Source organism: Caproicibacterium sp. BJN0003 (assembly GCF_026314295.1).
Classification (GTDB): domain Bacteria; phylum Bacillota; class Clostridia; order Oscillospirales; family Acutalibacteraceae; genus Caproicibacterium.
In genome coordinates this window covers 1984920-2003258 of the sequence record NZ_CP111108.1, presented here as the reverse complement: position 1 = coordinate 2003258, position 18339 = coordinate 1984920, and the positions used below count along the sequence as shown (strand labels likewise).

The 18339-nt window shown below is 41.7% G+C and carries 13 protein-coding genes and 1 pseudogene; 8 read left to right on the top strand and 6 right to left on the bottom strand.

The annotated features are described in order from the left end of the window. Positions 1 to 4 precede the first annotated feature (4 nt). Positions 5 to 1198, bottom strand: coding sequence for a thiolase family protein (locus tag OP489_RS09990; RefSeq protein WP_266161843.1), 1194 nt, complete (start codon positions 1196 to 1198; stop codon positions 5 to 7). Between the two features lie 668 nt (positions 1199 to 1866). Here OP489_RS09990 and OP489_RS09985 point away from each other — a divergent pair. From OP489_RS09985 to OP489_RS09955, 7 genes and pseudogenes are all read left to right on the top strand, one after another. Continuing rightward, a complete protein-coding gene (locus tag OP489_RS09985) occupies positions 1867 to 3045 on the top strand; it encodes a CaiB/BaiF CoA transferase family protein (RefSeq protein ID WP_266163526.1) in 1179 nt (392 codons plus the stop codon). Next, complete coding sequence (locus tag OP489_RS09980) at positions 3045 to 3827, top strand: enoyl-CoA hydratase/isomerase family protein (protein ID WP_266161841.1); 783 nt, start codon at positions 3045 to 3047, stop codon at positions 3825 to 3827. Before OP489_RS09985 ends, OP489_RS09980 begins: the two co-directional genes overlap by 1 nt. Before the next feature lie 35 nt (positions 3828 to 3862). After that, a complete protein-coding gene (locus OP489_RS09975) occupies positions 3863 to 5071 on the top strand; it encodes a CaiB/BaiF CoA transferase family protein (RefSeq protein WP_266161840.1) in 1209 nt (402 codons plus the stop codon). A 33-nt stretch (positions 5072 to 5104) separates the two neighbouring features. Further along, positions 5105 to 5893 (top strand): annotated as a pseudogene (locus OP489_RS09970) (acyl-CoA dehydratase activase). A 1-nt stretch (position 5894) separates the two neighbouring features. Continuing rightward, a complete protein-coding gene (locus OP489_RS09965) occupies positions 5895 to 7193 on the top strand; it encodes a 2-hydroxyacyl-CoA dehydratase subunit D (RefSeq protein WP_266161839.1) in 1299 nt (432 codons plus the stop codon). Beyond that, on the top strand, positions 7186 to 8313 hold the full coding sequence (locus tag OP489_RS09960) for a 2-hydroxyacyl-CoA dehydratase subunit D (RefSeq protein WP_266161838.1): 1128 nt from the start codon (positions 7186 to 7188) through the stop codon (positions 8311 to 8313). Before OP489_RS09965 ends, OP489_RS09960 begins: the two co-directional genes overlap by 8 nt. Positions 8314 to 8490: 177 nt before the next feature. After that, positions 8491 to 9918 (top strand): sigma-54 interaction domain-containing protein, encoded by a 1428-nt coding sequence (locus OP489_RS09955; protein WP_266161837.1) that lies wholly within the window; start codon positions 8491 to 8493, stop codon positions 9916 to 9918. Positions 9919 to 9956: 38 nt separating this feature from the next. Here OP489_RS09955 and rpoN read toward each other — a convergent pair whose 3' ends face one another. From rpoN to OP489_RS09930, 5 genes are all read right to left on the bottom strand, one after another. Beyond that, positions 9957 to 11321: an RNA polymerase factor sigma-54 gene (gene rpoN, locus OP489_RS09950; protein WP_266161836.1), complete on the bottom strand. Its 1365-nt coding sequence runs from the start codon at positions 11319 to 11321 to the stop codon at positions 9957 to 9959. 277 nt (positions 11322 to 11598) lie between these two features. Continuing rightward, positions 11599 to 13407: an ABC transporter ATP-binding protein gene (locus tag OP489_RS09945; RefSeq protein ID WP_266161835.1), complete on the bottom strand. Its 1809-nt coding sequence runs from the start codon at positions 13405 to 13407 to the stop codon at positions 11599 to 11601. Further along, positions 13349 to 15100: an ABC transporter ATP-binding protein gene (locus OP489_RS09940; RefSeq protein ID WP_266161834.1), complete on the bottom strand. Its 1752-nt coding sequence runs from the start codon at positions 15098 to 15100 to the stop codon at positions 13349 to 13351. Before OP489_RS09940 ends, OP489_RS09945 begins: the two co-directional genes overlap by 59 nt. 38 nt (positions 15101 to 15138) lie before the next feature. Further along, positions 15139 to 16131: a LacI family DNA-binding transcriptional regulator gene (locus OP489_RS09935; protein WP_266161831.1), complete on the bottom strand. Its 993-nt coding sequence runs from the start codon at positions 16129 to 16131 to the stop codon at positions 15139 to 15141. 299 nt (positions 16132 to 16430) lie between these two features. Then, a complete protein-coding gene (locus OP489_RS09930) occupies positions 16431 to 17621 on the bottom strand; it encodes an alpha/beta fold hydrolase (RefSeq protein WP_266161829.1) in 1191 nt (396 codons plus the stop codon). A gap of 122 nt (positions 17622 to 17743) precedes the next feature. Here OP489_RS09930 and OP489_RS09925 point away from each other — a divergent pair, with 122 nt between their 5' ends. Continuing rightward, positions 17744 to 18337, top strand: coding sequence for a TetR/AcrR family transcriptional regulator (locus tag OP489_RS09925; RefSeq protein ID WP_266161828.1), 594 nt, complete (start codon positions 17744 to 17746; stop codon positions 18335 to 18337). Positions 18338 to 18339: the final 2 nt, after the last annotated feature.

Below are 18339 nucleotides of genomic sequence, written 5' to 3'. Positions count from 1 at the left end.
TTCATTAAAGTCTTTCGATGATGGTTGCCATGGACTGTCCGCCGCCGATGCAGAGAGTAGCAAGACCATAACGGCCATTGGTTCTCTGCAGGTTGTGCAGCAGGGTGACAATCAAACGGGCACCGGTGCAGCCGAGCGGATGACCAAGAGCAATTGCACCGCCGTTGATATTTACTTTTTCAGGATCAAGTCCCAAATCGCGGATGCAGGCGACTGACTGAGAAGCGAATGCTTCGTTAAGCTCTATCTGATCAAACTGATCGACTGTCATGCCGGTACGTTTCATGATTTTGCGGGTGGAAATGACCGGTCCATATCCCATGATTTTAGGATCAAGCGCAGCACCTGTAATATCAACGATTCTTGCGAGCGGCTTGAGGCCGGTTTCTTTTACTTTCTTTTCGGACATAAGAACCAGAGCAGCTGCACCATCGTTACGTCCGCAGGAGTTGCCTGCAGTAACTGTTCCGTCTGGCTTTACAATTGGACGAAGCTTCGAAAGAATTTCCATTGTAGTTCCAGGGCGGGGGAATTCATCGGTATCAAAGATGAAAGTACGTTTCTTTTCTTTAATTTCCAGCGGAAGAATTTCATCCTTAAAGTATCCCTTTTCAATTGCGACGGCTGCACGACGCTGGCTTTCTACAGAGAATTTATCCTGCTCCTCACGGGAGATGTGGAACTGCTCTGCGACGTTTTCAGCAGTTTTTGGCATGCTGAGATCGCTACCATAAATACTGTAAGGCTGGTCGGTTGTGCCGCCCTCAATATTGGAATCAATAAGGGTAAGAGGACCGTTTCCCCAGCGTTCATTTCTAAGATAATGGGGTGCGCGGCTCATGTTTTCGGTGCCGCCGGTAATCATTACATCTGCATCGCCATGCCAGATGAGAAGACTGCCGCTGTAAATGGCCTGCATTGCAGAAGCACACAACCGATTTACGGTGAATCCAGGGACTGTTTCCGGAAGACCAGCTTCCAAAGCAGCACATCTTGCAATATTAGAAGCCTCGGTGCTTTGACGAACCTCTCCTAAAACAACACCGTCGACCATATCACCTGTAACATTTGCACGTTTTAAAACTTCCTTAATAATGGCGGCTCCCATTTGATGAGCAGGAACACTTTTGAGAGATCCACCGTATTTACCGATTGCTGTACGGACGGCTCCCATGATATAAACGTTTTCTTTTTCCATTTATTGATGACTCCCTTCAGAAAATAAAAATATGGATTTTCGAATCACTGCTTAATTGGTCACGTCACTAAACAGAACAAGCAATATCCGTGCCAATTATTGCGAAAAAGGGAGAAAAAAGATTTGTTTTTTGAAAGAATCCGGGAAAACAGCGGCTTTTTAGAAAAAACCTGGAAGATAAATTTTTACACTATACAAAAATTTAAAAAATAATTGTGCACTTTTTTAAAAAGAACATTCGTTAAAATACACAATATTTTAAAAAACAATTGTATAAAAATATAAAATGTGAAATGTGCAACGTGCACGCTTCACATAAAAAGTGAAGTATGCACATTTTATGAAGAGATTTTTCGCCTTTTTAGAGCTTGATAAAAATAGCCATAAAAAACATTAAAAATTTTTTTACAGAGCAATCAATAAAAGAGAACGAAAAAGGAAGACGTTAGGATTTAGAAAAAATATCTTTATAAGATAAGATTTGCAGTTGTAATTTGAATAAAATTTTTAGCCGAACACTTTTCCAAAAAGATGAAAAGTATTCGGCTTTTTTAAAAAGCAAAAATAAAATTTTGTCGTGATAAAGAATATTGGCATGCTTTTTGCTTGTTTCAATGAGTGGAAGTTATGAAATTTGCAGATCGAAAGGAGCAGTACAAATTTTGAGTATGAATCTTGAAGGAATTCGTGTGGTCGAACTGACCCATTGGGTGGCAGGTCCGGTCGCAGGACAGATCCTTGGTGAATGGGGTGCGGATGTCATTCATGTTGAACGAGCCGGAGTAGGGGATGTTACCAGGACAAACGGGCCTTTTTATAAAGGAGAAAGTCTTTATTACAGAGTTTTTAATCGTGATAAAAGATCGGTTACCTTGGATATTACAAAACCGGAAGGGTTAGAAACAATTTTAAAAATGATTGAAAAATCCGATGTGTTTCTGACAAATTACCGTGTTGCGTTTTTGGAAAAATGTGGTCTGACCTATGAAAAAATCAAGGAAAGAAATCCAAAAATAATTGCTTGTTATATCAGTGGCTTCGGACTTTACGGACGCTATAAAGATAAGAAAGCGCTGGATATGGTGATGCAGTCAATGTCCGGACTGATGGACTGTACGGGAGATCCGGATGGTCATCCACAAAAGATCGGGACGATTATCGGGGATTATATTGGCGGATATCAGGCGGCACTCGGAATCTCAATTGCATTGCTTGGCAGAGAGCGTACCGGAAAAGGACAGTTGGTCGATATTGCAATTACCGATGCTTTGATCTGTGGCTTGGAATGGAGAATCCCGGAATATCGGCTCACAGGAAAAACAACGGAGCGTACTGGCAATCGCAGACCTACGGTAGCGCCGTGCAATCTTTATAAGACAAAGGACAGCTATATCTATATTGCAGCTGCCAGTCAGAAGATGTTTGAGAAGCTTTCGGAGCTGATCGGGGATGAGCGGCTGCATTCACCGGAGTTTGCGAATAACACCCTACGGGTTCAGAATGTGGAAAAATTAGACGCAATTGTTTCAGAGTGGTTGAAAGATAAGACGAGAGCAGAAGCATTGGATATGGTTGAGAAAGCTGGGGTCCCAAATGGGCCGCTCCTGTCGCCGGCTGATCTTGCGAATGATGATTATGTAGATGAAAAAGGGGTCGTCTTTGAGATTGACGACCCGGTGCTTGGAAAAATTCCGACAATGGGAACGCCCATTAAAATGGGTTCCGGATACCGGACAAATCATATTGCTCCGCCTACTTTGGGGCAGCACAATCATGAAGTCTATGAGGAGTATTTAGGTTGGGATGCCGCAAAAGTAGACGAAATGAAGAAAGCGGGGATTATCTGATGAAGTTCGAAAACATTCTTTATGAAAATCGTGAGGGAATTCTGTATCTTACTTTGAATCGTCCAGAGATGAGGAACGCACTGACACCGGCTATGTGGAATGATATCCGCACAGCAGTGCAGTGTGCGCGGGAAGATGATGAGGTAAAGGTTGTTATTGTCAGCGGTGCCGGAGACAAAGCACTTGCAAGCGGCGCAGATATTAAAGAAATCCATGACCGCGCTTATTTGAAGATGCTGCAGGGAACTTCTTCTATCGCATTAAAGGATTTGGAAGATCTTTATAAACCTGTCATTTGCGCAGTCAATGGCTATGCTTTGGGCGGTGGCTGTGAGCTTGCAATGGCATGTGATTTGAGAATTGCAACAAAACGTTCAAAATTTGGTCAGCCGGAAGTGAATCTGAGTATTATCCCGGGAGCGGGCGGTACACAGCGTTTAACGCGTCTTATCGGTATCGGAAGAGCAAAGGAATTGATCTTTACCGGACGAATTATTGGCGCAGAGGAAGCACATTCGATTGGACTCGTCAATGAGGTAACGGAAGATGATCGCGAGTCTTTGATGGTGGCGGCCGAAAAAATGGCAAAAAAGATCATGGCAAAAGGCCCTGTTGCAATTACAATGGGAAAAATCGCAATCAATATGGGAAGCGAAACCGATATCAATACCGGACTGATGATTGAACGTCTGGCACAAACGGTAGCATTTAGTACCGAAGACCGCAAAGAAGGAACAGCAGCATTCCTTGAAAAACGTTCCCCGAATTTTAAAGGCTGCTGACAAGATTTAATTTGAATCAAAGGAGGAAATTTATTATGAGACCATTGGAAGGCGTAAAAGTGATAGAACTTTCCACGATGCTGGCAGGCCCGATGACAAGCCGAATTTTGGCCGAATGGGGTGCAGATGTTATTAAAGTGGAATCTCCGAATGGTGATACATGGAGAAAACAGGCAGGCACTTCCCTTTCTCCTTGCACAGAAGTAGCAAATCCCCATTTTGATGAGCAGAACATCAATAAACGTTTTGTATGCCTCAATATGCGTACAAAAGAAGGAATGAAGGCATTTCATAAACTTTTATCAACAGCAGATGTGTTTTTGACAAATTATCGTGTGCAGGCATTAAAGGGAATGGGGCTGACCCATGAGCAGCTAAAAGATCAGTATCCGGGATTGATCCATGCTTCCGTTCTTGGATATGGTTCAGAAGGTCCGGAAAAAGACCGTCCTGGTTATGACTATACTGCATTTTGTTCCCGCAGCGGATTTTTAGGAGATTTAGCACCTGCCGGAGGTCCCCCTCTGATGACGGTTGCCGGAGTTGGCGATCATAGTGTGGCAGTGGCACTTGCTGCTGGAATTTCCGCAGCTCTTTACAAAAAATCCAAGACCGGAGCGGGCGAAAAAGTGGATGTCTCTTTGCTGCAGGCGGGCATTTTCATGTTGACTACAGGACTGCTGAATGCATTTAACGGAAGGGTATTCCCACGAGATCATTATGACTGCAGTCATGCGACCAGCAATGCCTACAAGTGTGCAGACGGGGAATGGATTTATCTTGCAGTCATAGATTATCGTCGTTTTCCCGAACTTTGTGAAGTAATTGAAAGACCGGAACTTGCAAAGGATCCGCGCTTTTCTACCATTGCCGAATTTTACACAAAAGAGAGCAGAAAAGATCTCACAACGATTTTTGATGAGACGTTTAAAAAACATCCGGTAGAATATTGGCATAAGCTTTTAGACGAACATGATTTGCCCCATGAGCCTGTCCGTCATATGAAAGACGTGCCTTATGATCCGCAGGTGGTCGCAAATCATTATACTTATTTTCATGAGTATTCGGACGGTGTAAAGACCGTATTTACAAATGGTCCGGTACATTTTAGTTCTATCGATCCGGCTAATATTCCTTGCAAAACTTCTGGAAAGATCGGCTGTGATACGGATGAAGTCTTAAAAGAAAATGGGTACACAGAAGAAGAAGTTAAAAAAATGCAGGAAGCTGGAGAAGTAATTTAACGAAGGCTTAACGAAAGGGGCCAGAATTTCCACATGTATACTTTTGGAATCGATATCGGCTCTACTTCCAGTAAAGCGGTTATTTTAAAAGATGGAAAAGAAATCATTGCACATCAGGTGATCTCACTGGGGACCGGAACAATTGGGCCAAAGGAAGCAAAAGAACAAGTCTTTGAGGAAGCTTCCATCTCTCCGGAAGAGATCAGTTATACAATTGTCACCGGTTATGGCCGCATGAAATGTGATTATGCGGATGAACAAATCAGTGAATTGAGCTGTCATGCGAAGGGAATTCATTATCTTTTGCCGACTGTCCGTACGGTGATTGATATCGGCGGACAGGATGCAAAAGCGCTGCGAATTGATGATAAGGGACGCCTCATACAGTTTTAGATGAATGATAAATGTGCCGCCGGCACCGGCAGGTTTTTAGATGTGATGGCGAAGATTTTAAATGTTGATATCAATGATCTTGGGCCTCTGTCTGAAAAATCCAATCACCCAGCCAGCATCAGTAATACTTGTACCGTTTTTGCTGAATCAGAAGTAATCTCGAAACTCTCTTCGGATATTCCGTTGGAAGATATTGCTGCGGGAATTCATGAATCGGTTGCAAAGCGCGTTGCTGGAATGGCTCTGCGCATTGGAAAAACACCAGATGTTGCCATGAGCGGCGGTGTTGCGTTAAATATCGGGGTTGTCCACGCAATGGAGCGTGAAATGGAATGCCCTGTTTTAGTACACCCCCTGTGTCAGTCCGCCGGAGCCATCGGCGCCGCAATTTTGGCATGGGAAAAATTTACGAAGGAGAAGGTCAGGTAATATGATTGAAAATGGAACGACTCAGGTGAATGCAGCGGCAGCTCCCGCCCAAAAGCCCAAACGTCCAAAACCAAAATCAATGCAGATGCTGAATGAGCAGACAACGGCGTTATTTGAAAACGCTAGACTTGCAAAAGAGCGCGGGGAAAAGGTTGGATGGTCTGCTTCTATTTTTCCACAGGAAATTGCAGAAACACTGGGATTAAATGTTCTTTATCCAGAAAATCATTCGGCAGGAATTGCTGCCCGTCATCAGGCGGACCCGTTTTTGCAGGAATGTGAAGGCCCTTTGGGGTATTCCAATGACCTTTGTGCCTATGCAAAAGTAAATCTCGCTTATGCTTCTGTCCTTAATCATGAGAGCGAAGTGGAACTTCCGGATGGTGGAAAAATGGTAAAACCGGATTTTCTGCTTTTGACAAATAATATCTGCAATCAGCTGACAAAGTGGTATGAAAATCTTGCTTATCAGATGAACATTCCGATTTTCTTTATTGATACTTGTTATAATCCCTATGATTATGTAACCGAGACCCGTGTGCGCTATGTGCGTGCGCAGATTGATCAGCTGATTAAGGATCTTTGTGCCTTTACCGGAAAGACATGGGATGATGAGCGCTTTAAAGAGGTCATGAAGATTTCTCAGAGAAACAGTTATCTTTGGGAGCGTGCAAACAATCTCATGGATCGTAAGCCGGCACCGCTGAGCGGCTTTGAGCTTTTCAACTACATGTCCGCAATGGTTTGTAACCGTGGTAAGACCTCTTCTACAGCGGTTCTGGAACAGCTCAATAAGGAAATTGAAGAACATATTAAGGAAGGAAACTCTACTTATCCTGTGAAGGAAGAATATCGTATTTCTTGGGATGGAATTGCCTGCTGGCCTTATTTGCGTCACAACCTGCATACGCTCAAGCAGTACGGAATCAATATGGTGGCTTCTAGTTACGGAAAAGCATGGGCGATCGAATACGAAGACCTTGACGGGATGGCTCGTGCCTACTGCTTTGCTTCAACGAACGGCGATAATGCGACGACTATGATTGCCCGCCGGATGGAAGCACTCAAGAAATTTGACTGCGAAGGCACTATTTATCATGTGAACCGTAGCTGCAAGGTTATGGATTGTCAGATGATGGAGGTTCAGCGCCAAATTTCCGCACAGGCGGGAATCCCATTCACTTCTTTTGACGGAGATCAGGCAGACTATCGAAATTATAGTGAAGCCCAATTCGAAACGCGTATTCAAGGGCTTGTGGAAGTTATGAAACAAAATAAGGAGGCAAAAGTGAATGGCTGATTTAAAGAGCAATATTGCTTTCTTGCAGGAGGCTTGTAAAAATCCCCGCGCACGCCTTGATTATTATCTGAAACAGGGGAAAAAGGTCGTTGGTTGTTTCCCAGTTTATACACCAGAAGAACTGATTCATGCTTCCGGCATGATTCCGATAGGACTTTGGGGCGGCCAGACACAATTAAAGCTGGCAAAGAGCTATTTGCCGCCGTTTGCTTGCCCGATTATGCAGTCCAATATGGAGTTGGGACTTTCCGGCGCCTATCAGGGACTTTCTGCAGTGATTATCCCGGTTTTGTGTGATACTTTTCGCTGCATGACGCAGAACTGGCGTTTCGGAGTTCCTTCTATTCCAATGATCCCGATTGTTTATCCTCAGAATCGGAAATCACCGGCCAGTGTTGAGTATTTGATCAGCGAGTATGAAAACGTATTGACGATGCTTATGACCATCACCGGAAAAATGATGAACGAAAAAGCGCTTGCAGAGACGATCGCAATTTATAATGAGCATAATGCTGTGATGCGTGAATTTGCAAAGGTTGCAAATGACCATTTGGATATTGTGACACCGAAAGTGCGCCATGCAGTGATGAAGAGTGCCTTCTTCTATGAGAAGAGCGAGCATACTGCGATTGTCCGTGAGATTGTAGAAGAACTTAAAAGACTGCCTGTTTATCAGTTTACCGGAAAAAAAGTGATCCTTACGGGAATTACCTGCGAACCGGATGAACTGCTTGACATCTTTACGGAAAATCACATCGCAGTTGTCGGCGATGATCTTGCACAGGAAATGCGGCAGTACCGTACGGATACACCGGAAAAAGGCGGCGGTGGATTAAAACGCCTGGCTTTGCAGTGGAATGGCCGTCACGGATGCAGTCTGATTTATGAAGACAACAAACCGCGCGGCAAAATGCTGGTAAATCTTTGCAAGGAAAATGGGGCAGGGGGAGTCGTCACTTGTATGATGAAGTTTTGCGATCCTGAGGAATATGATCAGCCGTATTTTGAAGCCGACTTGAGGGAAGCAGGGTATCCTTATCTGACAATCGAAATTGATCAGCAAAATACCAGCTATGAGCAGATTCGCACTAGAATTCAGACATTTAGTGAAATGATCTGACAAAATTTTACTTTTATAAAAGACAACAAGTTATCCGAATTTGGTAGTTTCTGTTAAAAGGAACATATCGAGTTCGGATAATTGCTGTTTTATGAAAAATAGCTGATTTAACTCTTTCATATGGCTCATTTTTATGATAAGATAATAACAAATTAAGCGCTCAGGAGGTGGAATAATTTGCAGGAATCTTTTTCTTTTGGAAGCCTTTTTGAGCAACTGTCGTTGACCGAAGTATTGGATAATATTGATGCTGGAATTGCAATTTATGATTCTGTAGGCAATTTTATTTTTATGAATACGATGATGGTAAACTGGAGAAATATTCCGAGACGAGAATATCTAAAAATGAATGTTCATGACTTTACAAAAGTGATCGATGTTTGCGTTTTTGACCTCGTCTGCCGGTATAAGAGAAGAGTTAGCCGCCTTCAGTATTATCAGGACTTTCAGAAAGTAGACGGAGCTACTCGAGTGCGAATTGTAACGGGGACCCCGATCTTTGATGGACATGGAAATATTAAATATGTGGTTATGCTGATGCAGGACGTGCAGGATTTTGAGAATTTGCATCATACCCTTTGGGAACAAAATAAAATTTTGAATGATACGACCCTGAAACCAAAAACAACCGAAAAAACTTGTATTGTGGCAAAAAGTCCGGAGTTTCAGCAGCTGCTTTCCGTTGCAGACAGTGTAGCGCCGCTGGATTCTACGGTACTGCTCTATGGAGAGTCAGGCAGCGGCAAAGAAGTGATTGCACATTATATTCATGAGCACAGTAAACGCAAAGATAAACCGTTGATTGCGGTAAACTGTGCGGCTTTCCCGGAGAATTTGATTGAAGCAGAGCTGTTTGGTTATGAAAAGGGCAGCTTTACGGGGGCGAATCGAGAAGGAAAAACTGGATTGGTAGAGGCGGCCGACGGCGGTACCCTTTTTCTAGACGAAATCAATTCTTTGCCGATGAGTATTCAGGGAAAAGTTCTTCGTATGATCGAAGAAAAGAGCATCCAGAGAATTGGAGCAATTAAGTCCAAGAAAGTTGATTTTCGATTGATTGCTGCAACAAATGGAAACCTTTCGGAAATGGTGCATAACGGTACTTTTCGAGAGGATCTTTATTATCGAATTCATGTGATTCCGTTGATCATTCCGCCCGTTCGCAACAGAAAAGAAGATATCGTACCGCTTTGCCTCCATTTTCTTCATTATTTTTGTCAGAAATATAATTTACAGAAGAGTTTTTCTGATGAAGTGCTGGAGGAAGTTTGTCAGTACCAATGGCCGGGGAATGTTCGTGAAATTCGTAATTTTGTGGAGCGGATGGTTGTAATGACTCCCTGCGCTACAAGGGAAATTAGCAGTATTCCACATGGGATTTTAAGAACAGCGCCGGCGGTTCCGATCATGATACAACCGGAAAAAGAGATAAAACCAAAAAAGCAAGTGGGTGGTTCAAGCAAAGAAAAGATATTGGAAGCACTTGCGGCATGCCAAAACCGTCGGGAAAAAGCAGCCGAGTATTTGGGAATCTCACGCAGATATTTGCAATATAAGATTCGTGAATATGAAATTCCATCCCGCAATAATCACAAAGAAAAATAAAAAGACACGGAAGGTATTTAAATACCTTCCGTGTCTTTTTAATATCTTCGGCGGCCGGAAGCGGGAAGAATCTCTAATTCTTCTCGATATTTTGCGACCGTTCTTCTGGATAATGTAATTTTTTGTGCTCCAAGGAGTTGGGATAGTTTTTGGTCGGAGAGCGGCTTCTTCTTATCTTCCTCTTGAATTAGCTTTTTTAAAAGCGCTTTTGCTTGTGCCGAAGAGGTATCTTGCTCCTGTTCCGCTCCTTTTAATCGATGGGAGAAAAAGTAAGATAAGGGATATGTTCCACGATCGCATTGAAGATATTTTCCTTTGATTGCACGACTTACAGTTGATTCATGAATTCCGAGTTTCTGAGAGATGTCCTGTAAAGACAAAGGTTTGAGATAGCTGCCTTTGAGAAAAAAATCCTGCTGTTCCTGTACGAGACAAGAGGTGCAGGAAAGCAGTGTTTCCCGACGTTGAGAAATACTTTGGACAAGCCACTGTGCCTGCTTGAATTTTCCGGAAAGATAGGATTTTACCTGTGAATCATCTGTTTTTTGCAGAAGCTTTTGATAGTAACCGCTGATGTGCAGAGAGGGTAGGCGGTTGTCATTGAGAGATACTCTTAATTTATCATCTTGGCAAAGCACAAAGAGGTCGGGGGTAATATACTGCGTTTCTTCTTCCTGCCCATAATTAGAACAGGGCTTTGGATTTAAGGAACGAATAATAGAACAGGCTTCCTGAATTTGGGTGGGAGAAGCGTGTGTTTCTTTCATAATGCGGTGGAAATGTCCCTCGCCAACTTCTTTTAAATAATGCTCAGCAATCAGCAATGGCAGTCCACCTTTTTTTTGGCGCTTTAATTGCAGACACAAACATTCTGAGAGAGATCGTGCGCCAATTCCGGCAGGTTCCAGAGATTGAACGACTTTTAAAGCCTGATCAATTTCCGCTTTCGAAATTCCGATCCGTTTGGCAACTTGTTCGATCGGTTCATCCAGATATCCATTAGGAGCCAGATTCAATATAATTTCTTTGATTCCGTGCGCTATCGGCTTTGAATAATCGGAAAGACGCAGCTGAAAAAAAAGATCCCGCGGAAAATCGTTTTCACTATTTTGAAATTTTCGCTCTTCTGCGAATGGATTAGATGGTTCCCAACTGCTTTTCTCTTTGTATGAATTTTTAATTGGGGAGGTACGATCCAGCCATTCTATTTTTTTTTGAATTTCTTGTTCCTGAGAATCCGGCGGTGTGTTTTCAGAAGATTCTATATCAAAAACTGGGTTTTCGAGTGCAGCTTTTTCCAGATATTCAGAAAGATCTTGTACATTCATCTGCAGAATTTTCATGGTTTCAATCATCTGCGGGGTAAGTGTTTGTTTTTGTTTGATCTCTATGGAAAGATCCATCCGATTGTGCACTCCTTCCTATTATATCAACATTTATCAGTATAAAAAGAATAGCATAAATTGTCGAAAGTTTCAATTGCTCACTTTTATTGTGAACCAAATATAAAATGGTAAGTTAACAAATTGAATTACAGTTTATGATAAAAAATGTTGGAAAAATTTTAGAGGTTTACGGATCAGCATAGTGCACTCAGCTGTTCATTCTTACCTATATGTACGCGACGATGCTATATATTATTAAAGAGGAAAAACTAAATTAAAATGAAAAGAGGTTTAGTCAATCGATCAGGTTATCACCCTTGTTGATTCCTTCCATAACCATGCTTTTATAATAGCCGGCCTTTTTCATTAGTTCAGCATGGTCTCCTGCTTCTACGATTTTGCCCTGTTTTAACACAATAATTTGGTCAGCGTCGCGTATCGTGGAAAGTCGGTGCGCAATAATTAGCATGGTACGATTTTGGGCAATATCTACGATGGCACGTTGGATGAGGACTTCCGTTTTTGTGTCAATATTGGCGGTAGCTTCGTCGAGTACGATAATCGATGGATCGTGGGCAATTGCCCGTGCGAAGGAAATCAACTGCCGCTGGCCTGCGGAAAGCGTATTTCCTCGTTCCATAACGGGTTCGTTCATTTTGCCGGGCAGGCTGTTTATAAAATCATCAGCATGCGAAACCTTAACGGCTTCTTGAATTTGAACTATATCGATATTGTCGTTCAGAGAAATATTTTTTGCGATTGTTTCAGAAAACAAGAATACATCCTGCAGCACAACAGCGATGTTTTTTCTTAAATCCCGCTTCTTGATGTCATTGATGTTGACTCCATCGATCAAAATTTCGCCCTTCTGAATTTTATAAAAGCCGCTTACAAGACTGATGATTGTCGTCTTGCCAGCGCCTGTCTGTCCAACGAAAGCAGCTGTTTGTCCCTTCTTAATGGTAAAGCTGATATCCTTTAAAACCCAGTCCCGATCATTGTACGAAAACCAGACATGGTTGAATTCAATATCTCCGCCGATATGTTCCATGGAAAGACCTTCGTCGAGGTTTTCGAGATTTTCTTCTTGGTCGAGAAGCTCAAAAATGCGGTCTGCCGATACAAAGGCAGATTGAATATTGGTATAATTGTCGGCAAGGTCGGAAATTGGGTCGAAAAACTGTTTGATATAGGTTGTAAAGGCATAGAGAACGCCAATTTGCAACGTCCCGCCTGCAATCTTGTCCATGCCATACCAGATAAGAATGGCAACCGCCAGATTTTGAAAAACAAGTGAGGCCGGTTTTAAAAAACTATTCATCCAAACTTGAAACGATGTAACTTTATAGTATTCATCGTTTAATTTTGTAAATTGCCTTTTTTTCTCTTTTTCTCCGTGAAAAATTTGAATCAGCTTCATTCCGGAAATATTTTCGGCCATAAAACCGTTGATGTGGCCGATCAGACTTTTAATTTTTCGAAAATTTTCCTTGATCTTTTTTCGAAGCAGAAAAATAACGGTAAACATCACGGGGATTACACAGAAGGAAACGAGCGTGAGTTGAACATCCATGACCAACATCGCACCAATGATGCCGAGAATTAAAAAAGCATCCTGAAAAAGACTGATGAGCACGTCAGTGTAAAGTTCACTTAGTGCTTCAACGTCGTTGGTGGCACGAGTAATCAGGCTTCCGGATGATGCCTGATCAAGGTATCGTAAAGGAAGAAGCTGAATGGTTTTAAACACCCGACTGCGTAGATTTCGCATGATTTCCTGCCCGGATTTGTTGATCAAATTCACTTGTGCAATACTAAAAAAGCCGCTGAGTGCTACCACAATAAAATATAAGGAGCCCATTCCGGTGAGAGAATAAAACCCATGTTGTTCAATGTGTTGTGTTAAGAAATCGTCGATGACAATTTTTAAAATATATGGTTTGGCAAGCATAGCACCGTTTACGAGCAATACACAGGCAAAAGCAAGCAGAATTTGCTTCCAATATGGAAGATTGAGTGCTAAAAGCCTTTTGAATGTTTTGGCTTTATGAGGCACAGAAATCCGCTGGGCTGTTTTTGCCGAACTGGTATTGGTAGATTTCATGATAAGTGCCTCCTTTAGCGAGCAGCTGCTCATGCGTTCCTCTCTCGCAAATTTCACCTTGATCGAGCACAATAATTTCATCGGCATCCATGACGGCTGAAATCCGGCTCGCGATTATAATTGTCGTTTTTCCTTGCCGTACTCGGCGGAGATTTGACAGGATTTCCGATTCAGTAACCGTATCTACGGCGGAAAGTGCATCATCTAGAATCAGAATTTCCGGATTTTTTAGCAGGGCCCTGGCAATTGAAATTCGTTGTTTCTGTCCGCCTGATAAATTGACTCCGCGCTCGCCCAAAATCGTTTCGAATCCGTTTGGCAAATCCATAATATTTTGGTAGATACAACTGTCTCGTGCTGCCTGTATGATCTGCTCATCAGTATAAATATCCTTAAAAAATCGGATGTTATCCGCAATAGAAGCATTGAAAAGAAAATTATCCTGTGGCACAAGGCCAAATCCATCACGAAGTGCAGAAAGCTTAAATTCGTTGATATCTTCTCCTCCTAAGAAGATTGTCCCGTTTGGAACGTTATACATTTTCAAGAGCAAATTGATCAGTGTACTTTTTCCGGAACCTGTCTTTCCAATAATGCCGAGCGATCGACCATTTGGTACAGTTAAGCTGATGTCATGAAGCGACGCTTTGTCCGCTTTTGGATAGACAAAAGTAAGATTGCAAATCTCAATGGAAGCGTTTTGTGGGACTTTTTCAATTTTACCTTCGTCCTTAATATCTGGTTTTATGCTCATAATATCATTGAGTCTGCTCAAAGAAGCCATGCCTCGCTGGATAATGGTAATCACTCTGCCAATGGAAAGAACGGGTGCCAAAATCATTGCGAGATAGCCGTTGAAAGCGACAAAATCGCCAAGCGAGATATTGCCATTTAAAACCATATTTCCGCCCCAGATAAGATTGAACACAAAGCTAACTGTAAAACATAGTTCGATGAGAGGGGATAAAAAAGCCGAAGCTTTTACCATGCTCAGATTTGCTTCGACCATTTGATTGTTTAAACTTTGAAACCTTGCAACTTCACCGTCTTCCTGAACATAAGCTTTAATAACGCGAATCCCGTTGATGTTTTCATTCACGCGGTCAGAAATTTCTGAGAATGTTTCCTGCACATGCCGAAAACGTTTTTTGACCATTTTCCCGATCGTGTACATGACATAGACCATGACCGGTACAGGTAACAAGGAAAGCAAAGTCAGCTGCCAGTTTATGGCATTCGACATGGAATAAATCGAGATCATACATACGACAATGCCGTTGATCGACATGGAGGTAGCTGGTCCAAAAGTCATTCGAACAGCGTTGATATCATTAATCGCATAAGCAATTAGGTCACCGGTTTTCCTGTGGTTATAAAATTCGGAAGACAGAGACTCAAAATGGTCAAACAGCTTTTCGCGCAGATAGCACTCTAGTTTTCGTGCATTACCGATGACCAGATTGCGCCAGACATAGGTAGTTGCAAAGGTTCCGGCGGCAATAAGAAGGATATAACGGAGATTGGTGTAGACGGCATTTCGATCAAAATCACTGCTTTTGAGAATATCAACGGTATTGCCAAGCACCTTCGGGAAGAGGGTTTGAATATAGGAAGACAACAGCATGAAAAAGATACCGATCATATAGGAAAACTTATGATCTTTAAAAAATTTAAATAAAATATCCTTTTGCATTAAAAATCTCCTTAGTCTTATTGGACGCGTGCAAATAGTTATCGGAGTGCTTTTACGGAATCACGTTCGACCAGTGTATTATCAATTTGGATGTGTTCAGACGGCTTTTCTGGCTTTTGGAGCCGTTTTAAAAGAAGGTCAACGGCTGTTTCGCAGGCATAATCAATATGCAGTTCCAATGTGGTGAGCGCCGGGATACAAACCGATGTCATCTCTGTATTACCGCTGCCGACAATCGAAATGTCATTGGGTACTTGAATTCCTTTTTCATGCAGATAATGCATCAATTTAATGGCGGTAAAATCCCATTGACAGATGACTGCGGAAGGATGTTCATCCTTGCGGATTAATTCACATATTTTTTCTTCAAAAATTTCATCTGTGCTGATAAAAAACTCGTTTTTGACGGGCAAGCCATGCTTTTCCAAATTCGAAATGATGCCTAGAAGCTTTTCTTTGCCTGCATAGCTCTTCGTATTTCCAGCATATCCAATCCGTCTATGTCCATTCTGCACCAGATATTCGCATTGTTTATACGCTCCGTGACTAAAATTGTACCAGACGCTGTCGGAATCGTTTGAAAAGGAATCCCCTGTGTAATACACATGGTTTCTAATTTTTTGTGAAAGAAAATCGACATAGGAACGCTCGAAATTTCCAATATAAAGTACGCCGTCATAATGGGAACCCCACTCGATTTTATTGGGCAGAATAAGGTTGGTTTGACATTCTTTATCTGCAAATTCCGTATCATATTTGCAGCCAACCTTCTGCAGAGCTTTTTTAATTCCCTGCAGCATATGGCTGTAGTTGCTGTTATCCTGAATGAATGGCTTTTGGTGGAGCACAAGAATTTTGTAATTTGCTGGGTCCTTTGACTTTAGATAACCCATTTCGCTTGCTTTAAGCAGAATTGTATTCCTTAGTTCGTCGCTGACTCCACTTTGACCAGCGAGTGCTCTGCTGACGGAAATTGTAGAGATATTAAGCGCCTTTGCAATATCTGACATCTTTATTTTTTCCGGTTTCATTTTTAACCCTTCTTCCATCTAATGAGGTCAGTATATCTCATACCGTTAATAAATACAATATTATAACGTTATCTATACAATAAATTATCGTTATAAAAATAAATCTTTTGTTAATGAAGGAGAAATGCTTTTTATTTGTGCTCCTTGTTAACGCTAATAATATAGAAAAAGCCATAGTGGATTTTTCCATCATGGCTCAATCTTAATATGGTTGGATTTTAAATAATTTTATTCTTATTCATGAAATAAAAAAGGCTAGGCGAAAATGCATGGTTTTCTAAAAAATAATGGTTATGAAATTACGGATTCTCAAGAAAGACCCGATTCGTTTGCTTTACAAAAAGTTCACTTTCGTTTATCCATGGATCATGACCCGAATGCTCAAACCATACGAGTCCTTTTTTAGGAGCCTCCAATAAGTCATAATATTCCTGAGTCAGTTGTATCGGAGCATTGACGTCGTGCCTCCCAATGAAAAAATAAGCTGGTATATCCAACTTTGTATGGCTTTTTCGCAAATCAATATCATAAAGCTGTGGATATACTGAATTAAAAGTATCAATGATTCCTCTCAAGTAATTAACGGAATCGATTATGCTATATTCCGGCGAAAACATATCTCTAAGTGTGTGATAGCCTCCATTCGTAATTTCTGGATTATTTGTCATATAGTTAGATAAATAATTTAGGTATGCAGCCGATTTCCAGGTAATATCTTGTCCATAATAAGGGGGCATTCCATTAGAAGTGAGCTGATTTATGATTTTTTGATCATTGTTTGCTTTTGCAAGCTCCATTGCTTTTTTATAATCTGTTATTTCGGTTTCTTTAAAATCAACCATTTGACCGGTACCAATAAATGCATGATATTTTTCCGGAGATGTGCTAGCAAGAAGAATCCCAAGCACGCTACCCCAAGATTCTCCCATGAGATAGATCTTTTCAGTTTCAAAACGTTGACGCAAAAAATCAGTGAGAGCAAGGCCATCGTCTACATAGGTATCAGCCGTAATTTTATCATTTGGAACAGCAGAATATGATTTGCCACTGCCTGGCTGATCCCAGTTTACGACGACAAAATTTTCTTCAAGCCCCGAAAGTTCATTGCGCGTTGCTGCCATCTGCGACCCTCCCGGGCCACCAGCTAAAAATAAAAGAACTGGGTTATGGCAGTCTTTTCCACGGATGCTGATCCATTCCTGGTGCCCGTTTAGCTCAACTTTCTGGAGTTCAGCGATACTACCATTCAGCATATTACCTTGTTGATCCATGATTGACGGCGTATGAGCTGTAAACTGACTTAACAGGACAAGGATAGCCGTTAATAGGGCTAAGCCTGAAAAAAATCTGGCACTTTTCTTAAGACGAGCGGTTGCTGTATCCGATGGCCTTTTCTTTCGCCGCCGAATGATAATTTGAGCAATTGAAACTAGGCAAACCAGAAAACTTATAACGGTTATGATGAGCAGTACTAATAAAAAGATGTCCATATTTATCCCTTTTTCTTTTGTCTTATTATTCGACCACCGGTCGAATAATAGAATTATACTATTTTTTCGACCGCTGGTCAATAACCCGTTTTTGCGGTATACTATTATTAGAAGGTGATGAAATGGATAAAAGGAACCTTATATTAGATGCGATGCTGGACCTGCTGGAAAAAGAGAAAGGTGCAGCTTGTTCTGTTAGTGATATTGCAAAAAGGGCAGGAATCGGCAAGGGAAGTATCTATTATTATTTTCAATCGAAGGATGAAATATTTGATGCACTAGTTGAACGTGAATACGGACAAGTCATTCAAAAATGTGAAGAACTGGTTCATGAGAGTAGGGGTGACGCTATTTTAAAACTCAAACTACTGTTTCAAAGTTATCGCAGCTCAGTTAGTTCACCGGCTGTGGATGCTTATCTGCATCAACAACAGAATGCAGCCATTCATCAAAAATCGCTTGCCAAAATATTGCTGTCTCTTTCGCCAATTGTAGCAGATATTATTCGGCAAGGAGTGAAGGAAAGATTATTTTGTTGTGATAAGCCGCAGGAAACAGCTGAGATTATCGTATCGGTCTACTGCTTTTTGTACGATCAGGGGATTTTTATATGGACACCGCAGCAATTAAAAAATAAGGAAATTGCTTTGGCGGATTTGTTGGAAAATGGATTATCATCGGCAAAAGGAAGTTTCCAATTCCTTTATGGGGAATGATT